We start from the raw sequence: 22,310 nt of genomic DNA on the forward strand, positions 1-22,310 counted from the left end.
GTCAGCCTTGTCCTCCGGCCAGGAGGGGTTCGAGCTTGAGGCCCGGGTAGTCGTTGGCGAGGGTCTGGATGCGGTACTTGTTCGGCAGGGCGACCAGGTGGGCGCCGTCGCGGGGGCGCGTGAACACCTCGATGCCGGGGGCGGTGAGGAGCTTTCTGGCGCCGTCGGCGTCGGTCAGACGCGCCAACTGGTACGGCAGGTGGTCGATGGTGGCCGGGACGTCGAACTCGGCGGCGAGGCGCGCGAGCGTGACCTCGAACTGGAGCGGACCGACCGCGGCCATGACCGGCGTCGCCTCGCCGCGGCGCTCGGAGTAGAGGACCTGGACGACGCCCTCGGCGTCGAGCTGGGAGATGCCGCGCCGGAACCGCTTGGCCTTGGAGGTGTCGTGCATCCGCAGGGCGCCGAAGTGCTCGGGTGCGAACGCCGGGAGCGGCGGGAACTCGACGGACTTGCCGGCGTAGATGGTGTCGCCGACGGCCAGGCCTGAGGCGTTGACCAGGCCGACGATGTCGCCCGGCCAGGCCTCCTCGACCGTGTCGCGCGAGGCGCCGAACATGGTCTGCGCGTACTTGGTGGACATGGTGCGCCCGCCCTGGGCCTGAGTGACCTGCATGCCGCGCTCGAAGCGGCCGGAGCAGACTCGGACGAAGGCGAGCTGGTCGCGGTGCGAGGCGTTCATGTTCGCCTGGGACTTGAAGACGAAGCCTGAGAAGCCCGATTCGATCTCGCGGGGCTCGCCGCCGACGTCCTCGCGGGCGAACGGCGAGGGGGCGATGTCGACGAGGAGGTCGAGCAGCTGACCGATGCCGAAGTGGACCAGCGCGGCGCCGAACAGCGTCGGGGTGGTCTGCCCGGCCTCGAAGGACTTCTGGTCGAAGTCGGCCTCGACCTCGCCGAGCAGCTCCGACTCCTCCAGGGCCCGGGTGAAGTCCTCACCGAACTGCGATTCGGCCTCGTCGGTGGCGAGGACTTCGGTGACGGCCAACTGCTGCCCGCCGGGGGAGCGCTCGTAGCGGACCATGCCCTCGGCCTGCTTGCCGTCGATGGCGATGCGCTCGATGACGCCGCGGAACTCGCCGCCGATGCCGACCGGCCAGGTCACGGGAGTGGGTTTGATGCCGATGCGGTTCTCGATCTCCTCGAGGAGCTCGAGGGCGTCTTTCGCCGGCCGGTCCCACTTGTTGATGAACGTGATGACGGGGATCCGGCGAGCCCGGCAGACCTCGAAGAGCTTCAGCGTCTGCGGTTCGAGGCCTTTCGCGGCGTCGAGGAGCATGACGGCGGCGTCGACGGCCGTCAGGACCCGGTAGGTGTCCTCGGAGAAGTCGGCGTGGCCGGGCGTGTCGAGCAGGTTGACGATGCAGTCCCGGTACTCGAACTGAAGCGCAGCCGAAGTGATCGAGATGCCGCGGTCCTGCTCCATGGACATCCAGTCGGACACGACGCCCTTGCGGCCGCCCTTGCCGTGGACGGCGCCGGCCGAGGAGATGGCCTGGCCGTGGAGGGCGAGTGCCTCGGTGATGGTCGACTTGCCGGCGTCGGGGTGGGAGATGACCGCGAAGGTGCGACGGCGAGCGGATTCGGCCGTGATTTGGCTGGACATGCATTCCTCAAGGATGTGACGAGATCGGATCGGGCCCGACGCTCAACGATAGCCGTGAATGACACCACCGGCGTTCCGAGACGCACCCGAACGGGCGCCGTGCGCGCCGCACGCCTGGCACCCGCCCGAAGCCCGAGGGCCCGGGCGCCACGCTTCACCCCCCGGGCAGGAGCGTGTTTCCCCCTTACCCGGCCAATTCAGCCTTCACGACCCCGGCCACGACCTTCCCGTCGGCACGGCCCGCCACCTTGGGCTGTACCGCCTTCATGACCTTGCCCATGTCCTTCGGGCCGGAGTGGCCGCCCTCGGCGATCGCCGCCCGCACGATTTCAGTGAGTTCGGCCTCACTGAGCTCTTCGGGAAGATAGCGCTTGATGACGGCCTCTTCCGCCAGCTCGGCCTCCGCCGACTCCTCGCGGCCGCCCTCGCGGAACGCCTCGGCGGCCTCGCGGCGCTGTTTCGCCTGCTTGACGAGCACTTTGAGGACCTCGGCGTCGTCGAGTTCGCGCGCGGATTTGCCGGCGAGCTCCTCGTTGCGGATCGCTGCCAGGACCATCCTCAACGTGCCCAGCGTCACCTTGTCCCGCGCCTTGAGAGCGACTCGCATATCAGTTTCCAACTGGGTCTTTACCTCACTCATATCTCGACAATCTACCGTTGGGGTATGAAGATCAGCCGTGGCCTTGCCGCAGCAGCCGGAATCGGCGTTGGCGCCGGTGCGCTGGCGCTCGCGTACGCGTCCCTTTATGAGCGGGTCCAGTACACGCTCCGCCACTTCGCCGTGCCGGTGCTGCCGCCAGAGGCCGAACCGATCCGAGTCCTGCACATCTCCGACCTCCACATGACGCCGGGGCAGTTCAGGAAGGCGCACTGGGTGGCGTCACTGGCCGCGCTCGATCCGGACCTCGTCCTGCTGACCGGGGACAACATCGCCCACCCGGAGGCCCTGGACCTGGTGTCGCGCACGCTGCGGCCCCTGTTCAAGGCCCCGGGAGCGTTCGTGTTCGGCTCGAACGACTACTACGCGCCGGTGTTCAAGAACCCGATGCAGTACTTCAACCCGAACCACGAGCACAAGTACGGCGAGCCGCTGCCGACCGAGGAGCTGCGCAAGGTCCTCGTCGACGGCGGGTGGACCGACCTGAACAACGCCTCGGCCGACGCGGTGGTCTCGGGCCTGAACATCCACTTCGCGGGCGTCGACGACCCGCACTTCGACCTCGACGACTACGAACTGGTCGCCGGCGCGGTTCCGAAGAGCGCCGACCTGTCGATCGGCCTGACGCACTCGCCGGAGCCGCGCGTGCTGGACGACTTCGCGCGCGACGGCTACGACTTCGTGGCCGCTGGTCACACCCATGGCGGACAGGTGTGCGTGCCCGGGGTCGGAGCCCTGGTGACCAACTGCGGGATCGACCGCAAGCGGGTCAAGGGCCTGCACCCGTGGGACGACATGTGGTTTCACGTCTCGGCGGGGTTGGGCACGTCCCCGTACGCGCCGGTGCGCTTCGCCTGTGCGCCCGAGGCGAGCCTGCTGACGTTCATTCCGGCCGAGTTCTAGACGCCGACTGTGACGGGGCCCGGCACGGCCGGACCCCGTTCGACACAGCTCTCTGAACTCGGGTAGCATTTCATCTCGGTGTGAACGCTTCGGTGCGTTCGCGCCCAATTGAATATCGGGTTGTGGCGCAGCTTGGTAGCGCACCTCGTTCGGGACGAGGGGGTCGCAGGTTCAAATCCTGTCAACCCGACCAAATCTTCAGGTCAGAGGCTCAGCCTCTGGCCTGGAACACTCCAAGATCCAATTTCGTCCGTGGTTCGTCCGTGGGACGCCACGTCAATTCCTGACGATAATCGTCAGCTCTGTGCATTGCCATGTGTCCTAAGTCACCTAAAACCTGGCAGGTTGGGTCTAGGTGCCGTCGCCGATGCTGACTGCGTACGGGATGATCGAGGCCTGCGTCATCGCTCTCGTAGCGGCGATCACGAGCTCCCGCTCGGGCATGGTGGCAACCGTTCCGATCTGTGAGGGTGGCTTCAAGTTTCATCCGCTCATGTACCAACGCGAATCTGCTCCCGAGACGGAAGGTTCCAGAACTACCGCGCGGTGTTCACTGTGTTGGCTGTGCCCGTGATAAAACGGGAATGGATCTTGGAACTGTTGCAGGGAGAGACCGTTGGAGCGCACGCTCCACGCCCTTGGAAGGACTGGGTGTCCGCTCGCCGATACGTCGCCCTCATCGCACCCGCAACAACGATCATCCGCACCCCCCGCGGAACAGACGCCTGACCCTGCTGGGCCACGTCGCCGGGGCGGGGTCCAAGTAGGTCAAGGGCAACGGGTGCGGGCTGGTCCGTGCCCCCTCGCGTCCGGTCCGAGTGGGTGTCTTCCAGGTGCCGGAGGGCGTCGGCCAGTTCGGGGCCGGACATCAGGTTGCCGGGGCTGATGTTCCAAAGGCCCGTTTACTTTCTGGAAGGTTCGAACTCTGCATCCAGGGCGATAGCACCGTCCCTGGCTGAGCGCGAAGAGTGCTCGGTCGTCACCGACAGGCAGGTCTTTTCGCTTGGCACCCACTTCTGCCGAATCTTTCTTACACCGCTGGAGGCGGGATTTCGCCGCTGCCGCGCGTGATGAGTGTTGTGCTCACGACGACGCGCTGGGGAGGGGAGGCGTCGCCGTCCAGTTTCGCGAACACTCGTTCGGCGGCGATGCGGCCGATGTCCTCTGGATGCTGGGCCACCACGGTCACCCCGGGTTCCAGTAGGTCGGCCAATTCGACGTCGTCGAAGCCGACCAGGGCGGTGTCTCGATGGTGTCCGCGCTGGCGCAGGGCGTGCAGCGCGCCGACGGTGACGCGATTTTGAGAACTGAACACGGCTGTGGGCGGGTTCGGGCCGTCGAGCAGCCGCAGCAGCGCTTGGCGGGCGCGTTCAGGGTCGTGGAGGTCCTGTATCGCCGGGACGTCGTCGACGGGGATGCCGTTGCCTCCGAGCGTATCGAGGAATCCGCGGCGGCGCTCGCGGGCGGTCTGGATGCTGTGGAGGTCGCCCAGGTAGGCGAAGCGTCGGTGGCCGCGGGCCAGCAGATGCTCGGCCGCCCGAGCGGCACCCCCGAAGTTGTCGCTGGCCACCGAGTCGGCCTCGACTCCCGACGGCTCCCGGTCGATGAACACGATCGGGGTGCCGCGACGCAGTTCCGGCTCCAGGTAGGCCTGGTTCGCGGACGCGGTGGTGAGGATGAGCCCGTCGACCCGCCGCCGCAGGAACGCGGCAACCGCCTCGCGTTCGCGGTCAGGATCGTCGTCGAGGCTGGAAGCGAACACCGCCACCCCGCGCCCGACCGCGGCGTCCTCGATCGCTCGGTGGACGGCCCCGGCGAAGGGGTTGTCCACACTGCTGACGAGCAGGCCGAGTGTCCTGGTGCGACGGTCGGAGCGGCGCAGGTTCCCGGCGTGCAGGTCCGGCTGGTAGTCGAGGGATCGAGCAGCGTCGAGCACCCGACGGGCGGTCGCGGGAGCGACGTTCGGTTCACCGTTGATGACCCTTGAGACGGTCTTGACCGCGACTCCCGCGAGTTCCGCGACCTGGCGCATGGTGGGGCGGGCGCTGGTGCCCGGATCAGGCTTTGACAACGATGTCACGATTTGGTCTCCACGGTTGGTTTAACTTGAATCTTTGCGTTCATATCCTCTAAAGATAGTCGTGACATCGTTGTCAATCGGCGGCGATATCCGACCCTTCAGAGGAGATTCACCGATGAATCGCAACCGCGCCCTCCGCCGGTCCCTCGTGGCCGCAAGCGCGCTCGCCACGAGCGCGACCTTCGCACTGACCGGGTGCGACTCCGGCGGCGGATCCGACGAGGACACCGTCGGCGTCACGCTGATCGTCAAGACCAACACCAACCCCTTCTTCGTGTCCATGCAGGAGGGCGCCGAGACCGCCGCCGAGGAGTCCGGAGTCGAGCTGACTCTCGCGGCGGGCCGCCAGGACGGCGACGAGGACTCCCAGATCCAGGCGATCGAGAACGCCATCTCGCGCGGCGACGAAGGCATTCTCATCACCCCCAACGGGCCGGGCGTGGAAGACGCGCTCATCCGGGCAAGGGACGCGGGACTGTACGTCATCGCCCTCGACACTCCACCGTCCGATCCCGAGTCGGTCGACATCACCTTCGCCACGGACAACTTCCTGGCCGGCCAGCGCATCGGCGAATGGGCCGCCGCCCAGCTCGACGGCGAACGCGCCGTCATCGCCATGATCGACCTGTTCGACGACAAGATCGTCTCGGTCGACGTCCAACGCGACCAGGGCTTCCTCGACGGCATGGGCATCGACCTGGCCGACCCCGACCAATACGGCGACGAGGCCGTCATCGGCCAGTACTCCGGCGGCGAATACGAGATCGTCGGCCATCAGGCCTCCCAAGGAGCCGAGGACGGCGGCCGCATCGCCGCCGAGAACCTGCTGTCGATCAACCCCGACATCAACGTCGTCTACACGATCAACGAACCGGCCGCATACGGCGCGTACGAGGCCTTCGACGCCGCCGGCGCCACCGATGACCTCATCATGGTGTCGGTCGACGGCGGCTGCGCCGGCATCGACGCGGTGTCCGACGGGATCATTTCGGCGACGAGCCAGCAGTACCCGGTCCGCATGGCAGAACTCGGAGTCGAAGCGATCGCGCAGTTGGTCGCCACCGGCGAGGCTCCGGAGACCTCGGAAGGACTCGACTTCTTCAACACCGGCGTCGAACTGGTCACCGACCAGCCGCACGAAGGCATCGATTCGATCACCTCGAGTGAAGCGGCCGACGTCTGCTGGGGCTAGTCCCCGGGCGATTCGACAACAACGGAGCACACATGAGTAAGCAAGCCAATGCGCCGGCGGCGGAGCACGACCTGGCCGAGGAGTTCCTCGACCGCTCCACTCCGCTGAGCACGATCCGCTACCTTCTGCACCGCTATCCGGCTATCAGCCCCGCCATCGTCCTGATCGCGGCCATCGCCGTCTTCGGCAGCCTCAACGACCGCTTCCTGGAACCATCGAACCTGTCACTGGTGAGCCAGCAGGTCGCGGTGGTCGGCACGCTCGCACTGGCCCAGACCCTCATCATCCTGACCGCCGGGATCGACCTGTCGGTCGGTGCGGTCATGGTGCTCAGCTCCATGGTCATCGCGCAGGCGACCGTCCAGAACGGACTTCCGGCGCCGGTCGGGATCGGGCTCGGCCTGGCCATCGGGCTCGGCGCGGGCGCGGTGAACGGTTTCCTGGTCACCCGGTTGAACCTGCCGCCGTTCATCGTCACGCTCGGCTCGCTCAACGTCTTCCTCGCGCTGACGCTGCTGTATTCCGGTGGCGCGACCGTGCGCGGCGGGGACATGCCGGGCCTGCTGACGCTGACCGGCGAGACTTTCGCCGTCGGCGGAGTGAACATCACCGTCGGGGTGGTGATGATGCTGGTCCTCTACGTCGCGCTGGCCGTGATCCTCCAGGGGACGGCGTGGGGTCGGCATGTGTACGCCGCCGGGGACGACCCGGAGGCGGCTCGTCTGGCGGGCATCAGCGTTAAGCGGGTCCTGGCGAGCGTCTACCTCACGGCCGGGGCGATCCTCGCCGTTGCGGCGTGGATCCAGATCGGGCGGTCCAACGCCGCTTCGCCGAACATCGGCATCGACCTGAACCTCGACTCGATCACCGCGGTCGTGATCGGCGGGACGAGCCTGTTCGGCGGGCGCGGCACCGTCTGGGGCACGCTCCTGGGAGCGCTCATCGTCGGCGTGTTCCGCAACGGGCTGTCCCTGGCCGGGGTCGACGTGCTGTGGCAGACCTTCGCGGTCGGCGTCCTCATCATCGTCGCCGTCTCAGTCGACCAGTGGATCCGGAAGGGGCGCAAATGAGCACCGACAGCACCAGCCGCGACGCACCGATCCTGGAGGCGACCAGCCTGGTCAAGACTTTCGGCCGGGTCGTCGGCCTCGACGGGGCGAGCCTCGAGCTGTACCCCGGCGAGGTGCTGGCAGTCATCGGCGACAACGGCGCCGGCAAGTCGACCCTGATCAAATGCCTCACCGGCGCGGAGGTCCCCGATGAGGGCGAGATCCGGCTGGAGGGGCGGCGGGTCCACTTCAAGCGTCCCCAAGACTCCCGAGCGCACGGCATTGAGACGGTGTACCAGACCCTCGCCGTCGCTCCCGCGCTCGACGTGGCCGCCAACTTGTTCCTGGGCCGTGAACTGCGCAAGCCCGGACCGTTGGGCACGGTCCTGCGCGCGCTCGACAAGAAGCGGATGCGTCGGCAGGCGAAGGAGGAGCTGTCCAACCTGGGCATCAGCACTCTCCAAGACGTGACCGTCCCGGTAGAGAATCTCTCGGGCGGCCAGCGGCAGGCCGTCGCGGTCGCCCGGGCGGCCGCCTTCGGCTCCAAAGTCGTCGTGCTCGACGAGCCGACCGCTGCGCTGGGAGTGCGCGAATCGCGCCAGGTCCTCGAAATGATCGCGGGCCTGCGTGACCGCGGCGTCCCGGTCATTCTGATCTCGCACGACATGCCCCAGGTGTTCGAGGTGGCCGACCGCATCCACATCCAGCGGCTCGGCAAGCGGGCGGCCACCATTTCGCCGCGGACGCACTCGATGACCGACGCGGTGGCGATCATGACCGGTGCCGCTCAGGAGAGCGTGAGCTGATCGGGGTAGGCGGATCCGGGAGGGGGATGCCGGAGCGAATCCGTCGCGCCGCGGCGAACTCGCAATATGGGTCGACAACCGCGGTCGAACAGCAGCGGGCCGCTCCGCATGATCGCCGATCATGCGGAGCGGCCCGCTGCTGTTCGACCCAGGACCACCTAGAACTCGGTGATCGTGAAGTCCCGGAAGACCGCCGGACCGCCGTCGGTGTACAGCGCGAGACGATCGTCGGCGAGCTCGGGGAAGGCCAGGCTGGAATGGACGTAGCGGCCGTCGTCGACGAACATCTCCACCGAGAGGTTGTCGATCAGGATCCGCAGATCGACCTCGCGCCGCGCGGGGTCGAACGGCGTGTGGCTCTCCATCCACCGACCGGAGGTATCCGGATTTCCGGTGAACGCCCGGTTGACGTACGCGAAGTCATGGTAGACCCCGGCGTCGATGTGCCTGGAGTCGTCGTCCGACAATCGCAGCTGCAGACCGATGTTGTCCAGTTGGTCCCAGGTGACGCGGGTCTGGATCTGGTAGGCCCGTCCCTGGTAGTCGAGCACCGTCCTGCCGTCGACGGTGATGTCGCCCAGATGGATCTGGTTCGACGCTCGGTCATCGAGGGACCGGACCGGTCGTGAGACCAGCGCGGACTCGGTTGCGCTGTACCAGTGCATCGAGACCTCGCGGACGATCGAATCCGTCCCGTTGAACCCGTCCGACCCCCAGGTGGGCGTGTTGTCCGGGTAGTCCCAGAAGTTCATCCAGCCGATGGCATACCGAGTCTTCGAATCGACCTGGCCGCCTACCATCCGCTCCCAGGTGACGGCCGCGTACCAGTCCCACCCGTAGTCGAGCCACTTCGGATCTTCGTGGTTGGGAAAGAAGTTCGAGCCATCGAAATCGCCCGTCCAGTACGCGTAGTTCGCGGGCAGGCCCAGGTGCTTGGCGTTGGCGCTCACGCCCAGAACCCACTGTCCGGGACCGGTGTCGGAGTCCATCCAGAACAGGTCCGGGCATTCGAACACACCCAGGCCGCCCCTGATGAAGCCGTCGACGTACGTCCAGCTCTTGAGGTCGTCGGAGTGGTAGAAGCCGACCTTGTCGTTCTCGGTGAGGGCCATCACCCACCTACCGCGCGCCTCGTCCCAGATCACCTTGGGGTCGCGGAAGTCCACGACACCGGGGTTGGGCAAGACGACCTCGTCACGCTGCTCGAAAGTGCGACCGCCATCGGTCGAGTAGAACAGGAATTGCGCCTGCTGATGCGGAGCCGGCGCGAAGCGGTCTTCCTGAGTTGCGAGGGCGATGATGGCGCCCGCGCCGTATCCGGCCGTATTCTGCTCGTCGACGACCAGGCATCCGGACCAGATCGATCCGTTGGGATTGGTCTCCTTGTGAATGGCGACGCCGAGATCCTGAAAATCGACGTTGTCGTCAGTCGAGACCAGGCGCCACGAGGTTCCGACCGCATCCGGGTAATCCTTGTTGTAAAGGTAGTAGTAATAGGCCTTTCCGTCGACGTAAATCGGCCGCTGCGGGTCGTTCTTCCAGCCGTCTGGAACGGCGAAGTGGTAGACGGGCCGGCGTGACTGTGCCTGGGCGGCAGCGGGGCCGGCCAAAGGCGCGCCCACCAGACTTGCGGCGCCGCCGACGCCCGCGGCTCGGAGGAGCGTTCGTCTCGAAGTTCGTAGCATCATTGCTCCAAATCTGCGATTGCGGTTGTTGAATTGACGTATATAAATATATATGGTTAATGGGGGTTAATCCCGCGGACTCGTCAAGTTAAGTTCGGTTAATTTGGAAGCAGGCCACCTCGCTTTCGCGAAATGGCCTACCGATGGAGAACGATTCACAGTGGCGAGGGGAATGGCAATTTCTCAGGCCGGAAGGCTGCGCACCAGCCTTGCACCATCCCACCGCACGGGGATCGGGTCGGTGATCTCACCTATGAACTCACCGAACTCGAAATTGCGGAAACCGATGATATGCGGGATCCCGCCGGTATCGTGCAGACGTGCGGCGTAGAGACTGTCGTGCTCGAACGGCCGGGCCTTGGCGATGTCGAACCCGCCCAGCAGATCGTCGACGGGTACGACGTAGTTGTCGCCGGTCTCGCCCAGAGCCCGTCGCGCGTCCGAGGCCTCCTTTGGCCCGCAGCAGAACAGGAGCAGCCACTGCCCGTCCACCCGGTGCAACTGCGTCACCTCGATCTGTCCGAAGCCGAGCTCGTCCGGCCGACTCAGCGGCGGCAGCGCCTCCCAAGATTCCAGGTCGTCCGACCTGGCATGCCAGGAGTCCCAGCCCCAGTCGTGGTGCACTCTATTGGGATCGGACTGACGGATTACGCCGGCGCGACGGAATCGCGGCGGGCGATCGGGCAGGGCATGAGGTGTTGGACGGGTTCGGCGTCGGGTTCGGCGAGCTTGCGCAGCAGCTCTTTGACGGCCCAGCTGCCCATCTCGAAATGAGGCAGGGCCGCCGAGGTCAGCCCGGGATCCAGCTCCGGGGCGATGAGTTCCTGGTTGTCATAGGAGACGACGGAGAGGTCGTCGGGAATGGACAGTTCGAGTTCGGCGGCGGCGCGATAGACGCCCATGGCCATCCGGTCGTTGAAGCAGAAGATCGCCGAGGGACGCTCGGGCCGGGAGAGCAGCCGCACGGCCGTTTCGTAGCCGCCGCGCGTCTTGGCCTGAGGAGCTTCCGCCAGCAACTCGCCTGGATCAAGGCCGTAGGCGGCGACGTGCTCGCGCCATGTCGCCAGGCGGATGCGACGCGCCTCGACGTCCTCGGCAGTGGTGAGGTGGCCGATGCGCCGGTGTCCGGCCGCGGCGAGTTCGGCCAGGGCGCCCAGGGTGCCGCCGCGTTCGTCGGGCACGACCGAGGAGACCGAGTCGTCGGCGCTGCGCGCATCCAGCAGAACTGCCGGGGTTGAGCCGATCGCCTTGGGTACGTCGATGACCTGGTGGTACATGGTGGCCAGCAGGATACCGTCGATCTGGCGCTCCTGGAGCGCCGCGATGGCCTCGCCTGTCTCGGACGGGTCGCCTGAAGTGTCGACCATGAGCAGCAGGATTCCGGCCCGACGGGCCGCGTCGTGGGCGCCGCGGATCATCTGTCCGGCGAAGGGCGTCGTCGCCACGTCATCGCCGACGAACCCGATCATCTGGGTACGGCGGGTCCGCAGGCCCCGGGCGATCGTGTTGGGACGGTAGCCCAATTCGGTCGCGGTAGCGCGGACCCTCCTGCGGGTGTCCGCACCGATGCGCGAGCCACCGGTTCCATTGAGCGCCATGGAGGCCGTTGCCGTCGAGACTCCGGCAGCATTCGCTACGTCGGCGAGGCGGGGCGGTTTGGTCACCATTGACTTGCTCCCATCGATCAATCGATCAACTACGGTGCTACGTTCATGCCATGCGGAGTTAATCGATTAACTAAATTTATAAAACGATGGGCACGAAAAGATATCGAAAAAGTTATATTTTTATAACAGTGAATCTTAGGTCACACCATCCCGCGCCTCGGTATGCGCCCGAGGTCATGAGTGGATTGCGAGGCGTTTCTGGCGACGCTTCGTGTCGGCTGCGCCTCGTTCGGGACGAGGGGGTCACAGGTCGTCTGAAAGCCGAGAACGCCCGCCTGCGGGCCGAGCGTGACATCCTCAAGAAGGCCTCGGCGGGGTTTATCGCGGCTGGGGTGGTCCCGCTGCATCGGCCGCGATCAGCAGTATCACTCTCTTCGCTGGTAGCGGGATTGTCTTGCGCGGGTTTGGTGGCGGCGTCGCCAGTGGGCGGCGGCGAGGGCATGTCCAAACGAGCGGGATGGAGGATCACCGCCAGGAGACGGCGGATTTCGGGGACTGCGAGTCTTCCCAGCTCACGTGGACTTTTTGGTCGGTCGCCGCCGCCACAGCAAGGAAGGCATGATGGGCGAGCATGGCCATGGTGATGTGCCGGTACCAGCCCTCCCACCTGCGGACTCGGTAGTGGTCGAGCCCGCATTCGCCTTTGGCGGCCTGGAAGCACTCCTCGATCGCCTACCTGGATTGAATGATCACTTTGCGGACTTCGGGCCAGATCCGGCCAGCTCGGACAGGACGTCGAGGTAGTGCTGGTTGTACATGACGCCCAGGATGTTCCCGAAGGGGTCGATCACCGAGGCGGTCGTGAAACCCGGGCCGCGCTCGATCTTCGGTTCGTACTCCGTGGCGCCCATCGACTTCAGGCGCTCGAGTGTGGCGTCCAGGTCGTCGACGTGCCAGAAGATGATTTCCCCGCCCGGCACGGCTCCGAGGTCGTGCTTGGCGTAGTCGCCCTGGATCAGGCCGAGCTCGTGCTGGTAGTCGCCGATGCGGAACTCGGCGTACCCGCCGGGCACCTCGAAGTACGGTTCGACGCCGAGCAGCTCGGTGTACCAGGCCTTGGCGGCCTCCAGGTCCTCGGCGTAATAGCTGACGGTTGTGAATCCTCGCAACATGGCTTGCTCCTCGTTCGTCGTTGTTCCCCCACGTTAAGAGGCATTGCGGAACGTTTCGTTCCTCAATGTGTGCGATATTGGGAGCATGTTGGAGACCTCGGTGCGGCTGCTGCGGCTGCTCGCCGTCATGCAGTCCCGGCGCGACTGGACCGGCCCCGACCTGGCCGAGCGCCTCGGCGTCACCACCAGGACGGTCCGCAACGACGTCGACCGTCTGCGGACCCTCGGCTACCGGATCCGCTCGACCACCGGCAGCGCGGGCGGCTACCGCCTTGAGGCGGGAAACACCGTGCCGCCGCTGCTCCTCGACGAGGAGGAATCCGTAGCGGTCGCCATAGGCCTGGTGTCCGCGTCCTCCGGCTCGATCGCCGGCATAGAGGAAACAGCCCTCCGAGCACTCATGAAACTGGAGCAGACGATGCCGTCGCGGCTCCGCCACCGAGTCGACATGCTCCGCGCGGCGACTGTCACGGCATCCGGCACGGGCCCGCCTGTCGAGCCCGCGACACTCACCACCATCGCCGATGCCACCCGCCGTCGCGAACAGCTCCGCTTCGACTACGAGAGCCGCGACGGCCAAGAGTCGCGACGCCGAGCCGAGCCACACCGTCTCGTCTACACCGGCCTCCGCTGGTACCTCCTGGCCTGGGACGTCGATAGAGAAGACTGGCGGACCTTCAGAGCGGACCGAATCGACCCCAGAACACCCAACGGCCCGCGCTTCACCCCCAAGAACCCACCGGAAGACGCGCTGACCCACGTCATGACCGGCATCGGCTCGGGTGCGTGGAAGCACCAAGCCCGTATTCGGTTCGAGGTCCCGGCAACGACCGTCTCCGAAAGACTCCCACCAGGGAGCGGACTCCTCGAACCGATCGAAGGCGGCGGCTGTATCTGGCAAACGGGCAGCGACTCCCTGATCGACCTCGCCGCCTACATGACCAGGCTCGACCTGCCCTTCAAAGTAGAGTCCCCACCTGAACTCCGCACCTGCCTAGAAAACCTGGCCGCCCGCTTCAACGCCGCCGCCGACCGGGATCATTCGGTCAACGCGAGGTTAGTGCGGGTTCGGCCAGGTCCGAGCTTTCGCATTTATGCGATGGAGTATCCGAAATAGAGCGATTCCATGCCGTCGGCCGGGACGCCGAACGTGCCCGGCCGGATGAGGTCGGCCTCCCCGGTCCAGCCGGGGGCGATGCTGGAGGAAGGTATGCGGAAGACGATGCCGCCGTCCCAGTCCCAGGCTCCCGCGTAGAGGGAGCCGTTCGCCGAATGCAGCGGGAGTCCGAGGCCGGCGAGCTCCGCCGGTTCGACATCCGTCGTTCCGGCGAGCGCCGCGGCATCGATCGTGACGTCGTTGTCGCCGGGGGCGCCCGACATGGGGAAGACTTGGATCAGTCCGGCACCGTCGTCCTCGCCCGCTGTGTTGACGGCCAGGGCCACCTCGCTCCAGGTGGTGGGAACAGCGCCGTCCTGATCAACGAACGCCAGGGAGGAGCTGAAGTTGTCATGCCTCTCGGCGACTTCGGAGACGCCGGCGGTGTCCTGATGGAATGCCGCCTCCTCTTCGACGCCGTTCGGTCCGACCTCGAGCACGTGTACGATGCCGGCGTTCACGACCTCGCCGACGTCCTCGTATTCCGCACCGACGGCCAGGACGGCGCTTGCACCCGATTCCGCTCCGGACGGGGCGTAGTCCGCCATGGCGAGGACGGCGCCGAACCGGTCGTTGACCTCGGCCGTGTCGGATAGACCTCCGACGCCTTGCGAGTAGTTCCCGACGACGGAATAGGTTCCGGGAGTTGCCCCGTGTTCGAAGACATGCACTGTGCCGGAGGCGGCCACGTCGCTGGACCACTCGGTGGGGTTGCCGATCGCGAAGTATCCGCTAGAGGCCGCGACCGCTTCCCCGAAGTGGTCATTTGAGCCGTTCTCGCCCCCGACCCCGGGAACATCCTCGTGGATGTCCACGGCGATCGACGGACGCATATACGTTATCTTGCCGCTGCTGTAAGTCGCGTTCCCGACCGACTCGCCGGGAGAGCCTATGAGCACGAACGGCTCGCCGTACTGGTCACGGCCCGCGGCCAGCGCGGCACCGAAGTGGTCGCCGACTTCCTCGGTGCCGGGCACGAGCCCGTCGCCCTGGTGGAAGATCTCGGCACTGGACGGATCGAGGCCCTCGGGGGAGCCGTAGATCAATACGACCGCTCCAGCGCCGGAGACGTTCGCACTGTGCGACGGGATGCCGACGAACAGGTCGGCGCAGCCGTCGCCGTTCCAGTCGGTCGAGTCCAACACCTCCCCGAAGGCATCGTCCTGCACCGACAGCTCCGGGATATCGGCTTCCGAGATCAGCGACACGGCACCGTCGCCATAGAGGACGTTGATCCGTCCGGAGTAGTCGACGCCTTCCACCGTCGCATCTGGGTCGCCGAGCACGACATCGGCAGACCCATCGCCCTCGAAGTCGTTGAGGCTTGTTCCCGCGCATGTCTCCGCGGCGTGAACGGGGGAAGCTCCACCCGCCAGGACGGTGGTGGCCGCAACCGTGAGAGTGCCGAGGATTGCCAGACCCCTTGGCGTCCGAGGGCTGGGTTGAGTTCTTGCTGGGTCGGTCATGAGAGGACCTTCTTCTCGATGATGCGTCGAGGCAACGATGGTGCCGTCGAACTATTGTGCATATGGGACGATACCGACTGGATGAATCATGTCAAGACGGCGGTGTCGAACGTTTCCGGCCTCGCGTGCTCGACTACTTCCGAGCGCCGCATGCGAAGTACGCCGGACTCTGCTATCCAGCGGAGCCCAAGAGCCGCATGAAGACCTCAAAGTCCACCATGGTCGTCGGTGGGATGCGGGTCGGCAGCTGTGGGGGAGTTCTTCATCGTCTGCTGGGGGCGTTCGACTTTCCCGCAGGTGGTGGGCCGGTCTCAGTGTTCGTTGTAGCAGAGAATGAAATTGGTGCCGCCGGAGATGAGGGCGTCCACTTCGAGCGTCGAGTCGCCGCCTTCGCAGTGTTCTGCGACGCGATGGACATCCTCGTCCGTAAGCTCGGGCAGATCCGGAGTGATGATCACGTCGATCACCGTCCCGATCGAGTGCTCGTGGTCGCACGGCACGGTCCACCATGAGTCGCTGTCGTCGAAGCAGTCGCCCACCGACGGCATGACGGGAAGCCGCCCGGACTGGTCGGCGGTCACGATAGCCCGCATGCAGGAGAGATAGGAGATGCTCCCGGTGTCGGTGTCAGAAAAGGTGACCACGTCCAGCCAGGCTCGACCCGGTTGAGGGTTGCCGTAGTCCTCACCGCAGACCTCCACGACCGCGGACTCATCGGCGGTGCCCTCGGCGTCCACGAACCCGTCGACCTCGTCGCTGGCCGCGTACTCGACCCAGAAGGCCTCATCCGAATCGCACTCGACGTAGTTCAACGCCGGCCAGACCCACTCGGGCTCGTAGGGCACGCATTGGTCCCTCTCTCCTGGACGGATGTCGATTCCATCGGTCCCCGGATCCCCAGGGCGCAGCGTGGTCAAGTCGAGCGGCGGCGCACTGGCCTCTTCTTTTCCGATCAGGCCCTGATCAGCAGCGAACCACACGGCCACGAGGACCAGCGACAGCGCCGCAGCGGTGGTCGCGGTGACCACCAAGCCCCCGCGCCAGTAGCGCGGTCGCCCGCCGCTAGATGGCGAAGGTGGTGTTGATGAGCGCAAAGGTAGCCGCCTCGTAGTGGCTGTCGAAATGGCTTTCGGTGACGCTCGCCAGCCCGATCCAAGCGGTGGTCTCGTCGATCTCGACCAGGATGAGCTGCACGGCCTCTGAGGTGTCCTGTGTGTGGTCGCCGGGATCCCATCGCAGCATCGCCGCGGTCATCGCGCCGGTCTTGCCGTCCACCGGAAGCAACTGCGTGTCGACCCATTCGATGGTCATCCCGCTCACCTGCTCGAACGCTGAACTGTGGGCCCACGCCTCCAAAGCCGCTTCGGCAGTGCCCTCCAGATCATCGGTATCGAGCACGACCCCGTTGGCGTCGAAGACGCCGACGCTCACGCTGGACATCCAACCGTCATGAGTCTGGTAGTTGTAGGTGTGGGCGTCCACCGACACCTGTGTCGCCTCCGCGGGCCCCGCGTACTCCTCGAATCCATCCGGTTCCCGCGTGAGCGCGCCGAGCGACCGCACACCGAGGTATCCGGCGGGAATCTCGAACTCGTCGGGGTCGAATTCGGGCGACGGTGACGGGGCGGCCGGCTCGGGCGATTCCTCAGCGGGAGACGTGCTGGGCGCGAGCGAGATCTGCGCCGCTTGACCCGCGGGGCCCTCGTCCTCACTGACGACGTAGACCAAGGTGATCGCCACTGCGACGACGAGGGTCAGTGCGGCGGACGCGCCTACGAGTGCGGCCGTGCGGGAGTGGTGTCTCGGCGGGACGGGCGGAATCGGCGAGGTGGGCATCGAGGCCACGGGGGCGTCGCTGAACTGGTAGTGGGTCGGCTCCGGTTGGCTGCCAGAATCCGGCTTCGGCGATCGAGGCGGTGGGTCGGGCGGTGAGTTCGGGGGAGGCACCATGGGCCAAGCATAACTTTTGGGGGCTAAGGTCCCGGTTCTTCACGCGGCGCGCTCAATCGGAAGTCGGTCCCGGCCGGATAGAGGCGATCTTGCCGATCAACGCGACGCCGCGCCCGAAGCGTGCGGCCCACGAGCGGCACCGCACTTCAGCAGTTCCTTTGTCCTGCAGTCCGGGGCGGGCCCGCGGCGGCGTTAGCCTGATCGAATGGAACCGGCGAACGAGGACTCCACGAACTGGCGCGAGCGCGCCGAACCTCCTGAAACGCAACGAACCGCCTGGCAGCCGACGGAACTACGACACAATGCCGTTGCACCGGCAGTAAGGTCAGGGAACCGATGACCGTCGAGCTCGTCTACGAGACCCACTCGATCACCGAGGACAACGAAAGCGGCATCGCGACCGGCTGGCTGCCGGGGCGGCTGTCGGCTCGGGGCCGCGAAGTCGCGGCTGAGCTTGGCCGACGTCGTCGCGACGACGGGCTCGCAGCCGTCTTCACCTCCGACCTCCGCCGTGCCGAGGAGACCACGCGGATCGCGTTCGGTGAAACGGCGATCCCCGTCTACCGCGACCAACGGCTCCGCGAATGCGATTACGGCGATCTCAACGGTTGCCCGGTGAGCCGTCTTGCCGCCGTTCGCGCGAAGCACATCGACCAACCCTTCCCCGGCGGGCAGAGCTATCGCCAGGTCATCGACGCGACCAGGGGCTTCCTTCATGATCTCGCCGACTCGTGGGAAGGCCGACGGGTCTTGATCATCGCTCACTCGGCCAATCGCTGGGCACTCCAAGTGCTCCTCGGCGGGGCCAGGATCGAGGACCTTGTCGACGCCCCGTTCCAATGGCAGCCAGGCTGGACCTACACCTTCACCGGGCGTTCGCTCAGCCGATGACACCGGGATGCCCTTCAACCGGGCGTCAGGACCAAACGGGCTCGCTGGATCACTTGCGGTTCGTCGGTCTTCGAGTGGGCGCTGCCTGATAGCGGGCTATCGCGGGCGCCGGACCCGCCTGGGCCCGCCGCCCGAGCCGGTCTGGGAGAAGTCGTGAACGCCCACGAACTATCGTGACGGCTGCACCGCAGATGGCAGACCGGGGGGATACGGTCGATACCGTGTCCCGCAACGAATGGCTGCCTCCAGAGCAGTGGCTTGAGAGTCTGCCGAAGAACATAGCCGCGGCGTGTGCTCTGCTCACCGATCCGGCCGGCCGGATCCTGGTCGTCAAGCCGAACTACCGCGACCACTGGCTGTTCGTCGGCGGCCAGCTCGATGAGGGCGAGACCCCCGAGCAGGCCTGTGTGCGAGAGGTCAAGGAGGAGATCGGGCTCGATGTCGAACTCGGGGGACTGCTTCTGGTCGATTGGACGCCGCCTTTGCAGAGTCGACCCCTTCCACTGATCGTGTTCGTGTTCGACGGCGGCATCATCGAACCCGACCGGGTCCGTTTGTGCGACGACGAGCTCGACGACTACCGGTTCCTCGCTCCCGATCAGGCCCTGCCGTTGCTGTCCCGAAACGGGCGCAGGCGGATGCCAGTCGCGCTGGAAGCCCAGCGGACTGGCGCCACGCTCTACCGATCGAGCATCGACTGAGACCTGGTTTCGCGCGCTCGTGCCGATCCCAGGTCCGTGGTGGAGACTCGGATCGCGAGTCCAGCAGCGAGGTGTCGAAGTGTGGAGCCCATACAGGTTGCCGGGGAGCGGACGGCGGCACTTCGTGTCGGCGGCCCGAAATGCGCTCCGTATGCTCCAGCCCTATGGACCACTCCGACGCCGTCAAGACTCATGCTGCCCGAACGCTGGCCCTCGCCGCACTCGCCGCCGTGACGCTGGCCGGGTGTGTTGCGTCGACGAAACCGAAGCCCGAGGCCATCGACGAGGCGCTGACGCTGGGTGGGGAGACGTCGGCGGCTCTGGTGAACGCCGGTCTCCCAAAGCCCGAGTTCATCGAGACGGTCGACCATCCCTGCCACGACGAGGAGGCCGTCCAGTACCGGGCCGTGGCCAGGTACTCCATCGTGCTCGAACCGACCGAGACGACCGCGGCCCTGCGGCGGATTCACGAACTCTGGGTCGAGGACCTCGGCTACGTCGACATCGACGACGGCGTCTTCTGGGGCCAGAGCGGCTACGCCGTCGCGCGCGCCGAGAGCGAAGAGGCGCAGTTCAGCGCCACGCGGCAACCCGACTGGTCCACGATCATCGTCGCCGTCAGCACCGACTGCTTCGAGGACCCGGACGAGGACGACTGGATCGAGCCGGCCGTTCCCACGTCCGGCGAATAAGCGGGACTCGGGAGCCGGTCTCCCGTCGTCGCACTCGCCTCACGGCCGTGGATCCATGCGCCCCAAGAAGATCCATTACCTATGATGCGTGGGATGAGAGCAGCCGGTCGAGCGCGGCTTCACCAGCGCGCTTCCAGGTCGGTTTCCCTCCGGTCCAGCCCATCTCGCCCGCTCTGCCGATCGCGATGAGGTGCAGGGCGCGCCGAAGGGCCCACCCGCGTGCCCGGCGGATCGTGGGCTCGTCGGCCGTGCCGTACTCCTCGAGGCACCGCTGAGCCTCGCCCGCAGGGAGCAGCAGCCATGCCGCTGCGAGGTCGGTGGCCGGATCTCCCGCGCACAGCTCACCGAAGTCGATCACTCCTGCCAGCGTTCCTTCGTCGACGACGACGTTCGCCGGGTGCAGGTCGCCGTGCAGCCAAACCGGGGGCCCGTCCCACTCGGCCGCAGCGGCCGCGTCGTTCCAGATCTTCCGTAGGCCGGTGACATTCTCGGCGGGGTCCAGGGTCTCGAGAGACCGCTCGATTTCGGCGGTGAACTTCCGCAAGGGGACACCGCGATCCGGGTTGAGCGGGGCATCCTCTGGAGTCTTCTGGTGGAGGGCCGCCAAGAACCCCGCGAGAACTTCGCCGGCGTGCCGGCCGCGGTCGATCGCAGTCCTGTCGGCCGGTGATCCGGCAACCCAGGTGGTCACCAACCAGGTCTTGGGGAACCGCTCCGTGGGCTTGCCGAGGCGAACCGGGACCGATACCGGAAGCGGCAGGCGCGGGGCCAGCTCCGGCACCCACCGGTGCTCCATGTCGAGCAACGACGGAGCGCGCTCGGTCCGCGGCAACCGGACCGCTAGGTCATCGCCCAAACGCCACATCTGGTTGTCCCAGCCGCCGTCCACGAGCCCCAGTTCCAGGCCGGCCAAATCCGGGTGCTGGTCGCTCAGCAGCGACCGCACAAGAGCCTCGTCAATCACCAAGTCACCCAAGAGTCCCCAACTCATTGCCGATGGCCGAATCGATCATGACGCGGCCCAGCTTACCCATATCTCCCCGCACTGCTCGGTCGAGCCAAGCCGCTCACGGGCCTCGTCCAGGGTCTCGCCGACCGCCTCGGCGTGAGGCCGGGCGGTGCAGGGGCGGTCGACGCCTGCCCGCGGGACAAGACCACCCGCGATCCGACCGGGACCGGACCGAATGTCGCCGGACGATCCGATTTTGATCAGCACGAGTATTCGGACTTCCAGGTCTTCAACGCGCCGAACTCATAGTTTGGAGGTGTAGACGGCACCGCGTAGCGAGCGCGTGCCGCGTCAAGGAAAGGAGCCTGGCATGGACGGCCTCGCCTTCGCCGGCAAGAGCTACGAGATCAAGGTCGACAACGGGATGGTCTTCCACCACACGTATTCGGCCGATGGCCGGACACTGCACTACGAGACCGTCGCCGGGCCGATGGAAGGGGCCTCGGAGGACGTCCGGCTCCGTGCGGCCGAGGTCGCCTCAGGGATCTACCTGGTCGGGTGGAACGAGATCAGCGGCTTGACCGTGGCCTTGGCCATGAACCTCAACGACAACACCGTGCATACCATCCGGACGCACGAGGCGGAAGGTGAGCGGCACAGTGAGCTGCTGTCGGGCACGATCACCGAGTCCGGCTGAGGTCGAAGCCCCAGGCTCTAGGCGTCGCGGTGGCGGTAGGTCGGCTGGTAGAGGGTGGTGCCGGCACGGCGGGCATCGAGAGCCATCGGAATGCGGGGCCGGTTGAGCGGCGCGGAGAGCGACACGGCCTCGTCCGCTGGAACGAACCGGAAATCGTCCAGCTCTTCGGCCTGAAGCCGGATCTGGTCGGGATCCTCGATCACGCCCCCGTCGAAGAGGTAGAAGGTCTGCGGCATCGGGAGCAGGTCGACGGTCGGCTGCCAGTCGAGCGTGAGCAGCGCGCCGACGGGAACGTCGAGGCCGATCTCCTCCTTGATCTCGCGGGCGCAGCCTTCGTGCGGAAGTTCGCCCTTGTCGACCAGTCCGCCGACGAAGTACCAGTCGTCGCGGTAGTTCGGCTTGACGATGAGCACCCGGCCCTCGGGGTCGGTGAAGAACGCGCAGGCCACCGTGAAGGAGGTCGCGACGCTGTCGATCAAGTTGGATTGGGGCGGAGTGTCCGAATGCGCCATGCCCGTCACGGTACCCCGGCCGGGCGGGCGGAGGCGGGAAGCCATGGCGGCCGAATGCGGGACGAGTCAGGCGCCGGCGGGTTCGGCGGCCTCTTCGGCCGCGAGCAGTTCGGTTCGCTTCCAGCGGTGGAAGACGAACGGGGCCAGCGGGACCACTGCCGCCGCCAATGCCGCCAGGGTCGTTCCGACACCCCATCCGAAGCGTCCGCGGATCACGAGGGTCGCCACCACCAGCAGGGTGAACAGTGCTCCGTGGATCATCCCGAGCGGCATCACCAGGTCGATCTCCGAGATGCGGCTCAGCAGCGAGCCGAAGACCAGGAGCAGTACGAAGGACCAGCCCTCGGCCAGGGTCAGCATGCGGTAGCGGAAGACGGGATTGGCGATCATGGTGTTCCTCGCATCAGTGCTCGCGGCGGGTGTGCCCGAATCGTAGGCGTGCCGTCGCAGGCCGCGTGCGGGCGCCGCGAGCGATGATGTCGGCCGTCACCGACTGCTCTTTCGCCGCAGTCCGGGCGGGATCGAGCTCATCGACGGC

The 22,310-nt window shown here is 66.5% G+C and carries 21 protein-coding genes, 1 tRNA gene and 2 pseudogenes; 10 read left to right on the forward strand and 14 right to left on the reverse strand.

What is annotated here, in order from left to right; genetic code table 11:
* Window position 1: 1 nt before the first annotated feature.
* Both L0U85_RS00235 and L0U85_RS00240 read right to left on the reverse strand, forming a co-directional pair.
* Window positions 2-1,606 carry a peptide chain release factor 3 gene (locus L0U85_RS00235; protein WP_241375602.1) on the reverse strand — a complete coding sequence of 535 codons (1,605 nt, stop codon included), beginning with the start codon at window positions 1,604-1,606 and terminating at the stop codon, window positions 2-4.
* Window positions 1,607-1,790: 184 nt separating this feature from the next.
* Window positions 1,791-2,246 (reverse strand): GatB/YqeY domain-containing protein, encoded by a 456-nt coding sequence (locus tag L0U85_RS00240; protein WP_277605189.1) that lies wholly within the window; start codon window positions 2,244-2,246, stop codon window positions 1,791-1,793.
* A gap of 24 nt (window positions 2,247-2,270) precedes the next feature.
* Between L0U85_RS00240 and L0U85_RS00245 the strand changes: the two genes are divergently transcribed.
* Both L0U85_RS00245 and L0U85_RS00250 read left to right on the forward strand, forming a co-directional pair.
* Entirely contained in the window at window positions 2,271-3,167 is an 897-nt protein-coding gene (locus L0U85_RS00245; protein ID WP_241375604.1) for a metallophosphoesterase, read from the forward strand.
* 116 nt (window positions 3,168-3,283) lie between these two features.
* Window positions 3,284-3,360 (forward strand) — tRNA-Pro (locus L0U85_RS00250).
* Between the two features lie 837 nt (window positions 3,361-4,197).
* Here L0U85_RS00250 and L0U85_RS00255 read toward each other — a convergent pair.
* Window positions 4,198-5,247 carry a LacI family DNA-binding transcriptional regulator gene (locus tag L0U85_RS00255; RefSeq protein ID WP_241375605.1) on the reverse strand — a complete coding sequence of 350 codons (1,050 nt, stop codon included), beginning with the start codon at window positions 5,245-5,247 and terminating at the stop codon, window positions 4,198-4,200.
* Window positions 5,248-5,362: 115 nt separating this feature from the next.
* On the opposite strand from L0U85_RS00255, the gene L0U85_RS00260 reads away from it, so the two are divergent.
* Genes L0U85_RS00260 through L0U85_RS00270 form a run of 3 tightly spaced genes read left to right on the forward strand, consistent with a single transcriptional unit; the run spans window position 5,363 to window position 8,294 of the window.
* A complete protein-coding gene (locus L0U85_RS00260; RefSeq protein ID WP_241375606.1) occupies window positions 5,363-6,439 on the forward strand; it encodes a substrate-binding domain-containing protein in 1,077 nt (358 codons plus the stop codon).
* A 32-nt stretch (window positions 6,440-6,471) separates the two neighbouring features.
* Window positions 6,472-7,509 (forward strand): ABC transporter permease, encoded by a 1,038-nt coding sequence (locus tag L0U85_RS00265; protein WP_241375607.1) that lies wholly within the window; start codon window positions 6,472-6,474, stop codon window positions 7,507-7,509.
* Window positions 7,506-8,294 (forward strand): ATP-binding cassette domain-containing protein, encoded by a 789-nt coding sequence (locus L0U85_RS00270; protein ID WP_241375608.1) that lies wholly within the window; start codon window positions 7,506-7,508, stop codon window positions 8,292-8,294. The genes L0U85_RS00265 and L0U85_RS00270 overlap by 4 nt, the downstream gene beginning before the upstream one ends.
* 158 nt (window positions 8,295-8,452) lie before the next feature.
* Here L0U85_RS00270 and L0U85_RS00275 read toward each other — a convergent pair whose 3' ends face one another.
* The 5 genes and pseudogenes from L0U85_RS00275 to L0U85_RS00295 all read right to left on the reverse strand — a co-directional run bounded on the left by L0U85_RS00275 (window position 8,453) and on the right by L0U85_RS00295 (window position 12,758).
* A complete protein-coding gene (locus L0U85_RS00275; RefSeq protein WP_347177320.1) occupies window positions 8,453-9,979 on the reverse strand; it encodes a glycoside hydrolase family 32 protein in 1,527 nt (508 codons plus the stop codon).
* 183 nt (window positions 9,980-10,162) lie between these two features.
* Window positions 10,163-10,603: a hypothetical protein gene (locus L0U85_RS00280; RefSeq protein WP_241375610.1), complete on the reverse strand. Its 441-nt coding sequence runs from the start codon at window positions 10,601-10,603 to the stop codon at window positions 10,163-10,165.
* Window positions 10,604-10,626: 23 nt separating this feature from the next.
* Complete coding sequence (locus L0U85_RS00285) at window positions 10,627-11,646, reverse strand: LacI family DNA-binding transcriptional regulator (RefSeq protein WP_241375611.1); 1,020 nt, start codon at window positions 11,644-11,646, stop codon at window positions 10,627-10,629.
* A gap of 465 nt (window positions 11,647-12,111) precedes the next feature.
* Window positions 12,112-12,327: pseudogene (locus L0U85_RS00290) on the reverse strand (IS701 family transposase); the annotation flags it as partial.
* Window positions 12,328-12,335: 8 nt separating this feature from the next.
* Complete coding sequence (locus L0U85_RS00295) at window positions 12,336-12,758, reverse strand: VOC family protein (RefSeq protein WP_241375612.1); 423 nt, start codon at window positions 12,756-12,758, stop codon at window positions 12,336-12,338.
* Between the two features lie 85 nt (window positions 12,759-12,843).
* Here L0U85_RS00295 and L0U85_RS00300 point away from each other — a divergent pair.
* A pseudogene (locus L0U85_RS00300) lies at window positions 12,844-13,785 on the forward strand (YafY family protein); the annotation flags it as partial.
* A gap of 65 nt (window positions 13,786-13,850) precedes the next feature.
* On the opposite strand, the gene L0U85_RS00305 reads toward L0U85_RS00300, so the two are convergent.
* The 3 genes from L0U85_RS00305 to L0U85_RS00315 all read right to left on the reverse strand — a co-directional run bounded on the left by L0U85_RS00305 (window position 13,851) and on the right by L0U85_RS00315 (window position 17,216).
* Complete coding sequence (locus L0U85_RS00305) at window positions 13,851-15,200, reverse strand: hypothetical protein (RefSeq protein ID WP_241375614.1); 1,350 nt, start codon at window positions 15,198-15,200, stop codon at window positions 13,851-13,853.
* 491 nt (window positions 15,201-15,691) lie between these two features.
* A complete protein-coding gene (locus L0U85_RS00310) occupies window positions 15,692-16,408 on the reverse strand; it encodes a hypothetical protein (RefSeq protein ID WP_241375615.1) in 717 nt (238 codons plus the stop codon).
* 34 nt (window positions 16,409-16,442) lie between these two features.
* Window positions 16,443-17,216 (reverse strand): hypothetical protein, encoded by a 774-nt coding sequence (locus L0U85_RS00315; RefSeq protein WP_241375616.1) that lies wholly within the window; start codon window positions 17,214-17,216, stop codon window positions 16,443-16,445.
* A gap of 450 nt (window positions 17,217-17,666) precedes the next feature.
* On the opposite strand from L0U85_RS00315, the gene L0U85_RS00320 reads away from it, so the two are divergent.
* From L0U85_RS00320 to L0U85_RS00330, 3 genes are all read left to right on the forward strand, one after another.
* Window positions 17,667-18,221 carry a histidine phosphatase family protein gene (locus L0U85_RS00320; protein WP_241375617.1) on the forward strand — a complete coding sequence of 185 codons (555 nt, stop codon included), beginning with the start codon at window positions 17,667-17,669 and terminating at the stop codon, window positions 18,219-18,221.
* Window positions 18,222-18,442: 221 nt separating this feature from the next.
* On the forward strand, window positions 18,443-18,922 hold the full coding sequence (locus L0U85_RS00325; protein WP_241375618.1) for an NUDIX hydrolase: 480 nt from the start codon (window positions 18,443-18,445) through the stop codon (window positions 18,920-18,922).
* Between the two features lie 164 nt (window positions 18,923-19,086).
* Window positions 19,087-19,614 (forward strand): hypothetical protein, encoded by a 528-nt coding sequence (locus tag L0U85_RS00330; protein WP_241375619.1) that lies wholly within the window; start codon window positions 19,087-19,089, stop codon window positions 19,612-19,614.
* A 79-nt stretch (window positions 19,615-19,693) separates the two neighbouring features.
* On the opposite strand, the gene L0U85_RS00335 is transcribed toward L0U85_RS00330, so the two are convergent.
* Window positions 19,694-20,578 (reverse strand): aminoglycoside phosphotransferase family protein, encoded by an 885-nt coding sequence (locus L0U85_RS00335; protein WP_241375794.1) that lies wholly within the window; start codon window positions 20,576-20,578, stop codon window positions 19,694-19,696.
* 355 nt (window positions 20,579-20,933) lie between these two features.
* Between L0U85_RS00335 and L0U85_RS00340 the strand changes: the two genes are divergently transcribed.
* A complete protein-coding gene (locus L0U85_RS00340; RefSeq protein ID WP_241375620.1) occupies window positions 20,934-21,260 on the forward strand; it encodes a phenolic acid decarboxylase in 327 nt (108 codons plus the stop codon).
* Between the two features lie 17 nt (window positions 21,261-21,277).
* Here L0U85_RS00340 and L0U85_RS00345 read toward each other — a convergent pair whose 3' ends face one another.
* Together L0U85_RS00345 and L0U85_RS00350 are read right to left on the reverse strand one after the other, a co-directional pair.
* Window positions 21,278-21,772 (reverse strand): NUDIX hydrolase, encoded by a 495-nt coding sequence (locus L0U85_RS00345; protein ID WP_241375621.1) that lies wholly within the window; start codon window positions 21,770-21,772, stop codon window positions 21,278-21,280.
* Window positions 21,773-21,838: 66 nt separating this feature from the next.
* Window positions 21,839-22,162: a DUF3817 domain-containing protein gene (locus L0U85_RS00350; RefSeq protein ID WP_241375622.1), complete on the reverse strand. Its 324-nt coding sequence runs from the start codon at window positions 22,160-22,162 to the stop codon at window positions 21,839-21,841.
* Window positions 22,163-22,310 lie beyond the last annotated feature (148 nt).

This window comes from Glycomyces sp. L485 (assembly GCF_022548875.1).
In the GTDB taxonomy this organism is placed as follows: Bacteria; Actinomycetota; Actinomycetes; order Mycobacteriales; family Micromonosporaceae; genus Glycomyces.

Coding starts and splice junctions, on each gene's coding strand:
- L0U85_RS00270 (WP_241375608.1), top strand. CDS start 7,506: ATGAGCACCGACAGCACCAGCCGCGACGCACCGATCCTGGAGGCGACC.
- L0U85_RS00340 (WP_241375620.1), top strand. CDS start 20,934: ATGGACGGCCTCGCCTTCGCCGGCAAGAGCTACGAGATCAAGGTCGAC.
- L0U85_RS00295 (WP_241375612.1), bottom strand. CDS start 12,758: ATGTTGCGAGGATTCACAACCGTCAGCTATTACGCCGAGGACCTGGAG.
- L0U85_RS00260 (WP_241375606.1), top strand. CDS start 5,363: ATGAATCGCAACCGCGCCCTCCGCCGGTCCCTCGTGGCCGCAAGCGCG.
- L0U85_RS00275 (WP_347177320.1), bottom strand. CDS start 9,979: ATGCTACGAACTTCGAGACGAACGCTCCTCCGAGCCGCGGGCGTCGGC.
- L0U85_RS00315 (WP_241375616.1), bottom strand. CDS start 17,216: ATGCCCACCTCGCCGATTCCGCCCGTCCCGCCGAGACACCACTCCCGC.
- L0U85_RS00235 (WP_241375602.1), bottom strand. CDS start 1,606: ATGTCCAGCCAAATCACGGCCGAATCCGCTCGCCGTCGCACCTTCGCG.
- L0U85_RS00350 (WP_241375622.1), bottom strand. CDS start 22,162: ATGATCGCCAATCCCGTCTTCCGCTACCGCATGCTGACCCTGGCCGAG.
- L0U85_RS00245 (WP_241375604.1), top strand. CDS start 2,271: ATGAAGATCAGCCGTGGCCTTGCCGCAGCAGCCGGAATCGGCGTTGGC.
- L0U85_RS00345 (WP_241375621.1), bottom strand. CDS start 21,772: ATGGCGCATTCGGACACTCCGCCCCAATCCAACTTGATCGACAGCGTC.
- L0U85_RS00320 (WP_241375617.1), top strand. CDS start 17,667: ATGACCGTCGAGCTCGTCTACGAGACCCACTCGATCACCGAGGACAAC.
- L0U85_RS00285 (WP_241375611.1), bottom strand. CDS start 11,646: ATGGTGACCAAACCGCCCCGCCTCGCCGACGTAGCGAATGCTGCCGGA.
- L0U85_RS00240 (WP_277605189.1), bottom strand. CDS start 2,246: ATGAGTGAGGTAAAGACCCAGTTGGAAACTGATATGCGAGTCGCTCTC.
- L0U85_RS00265 (WP_241375607.1), top strand. CDS start 6,472: ATGAGTAAGCAAGCCAATGCGCCGGCGGCGGAGCACGACCTGGCCGAG.
- L0U85_RS00330 (WP_241375619.1), top strand. CDS start 19,087: ATGGACCACTCCGACGCCGTCAAGACTCATGCTGCCCGAACGCTGGCC.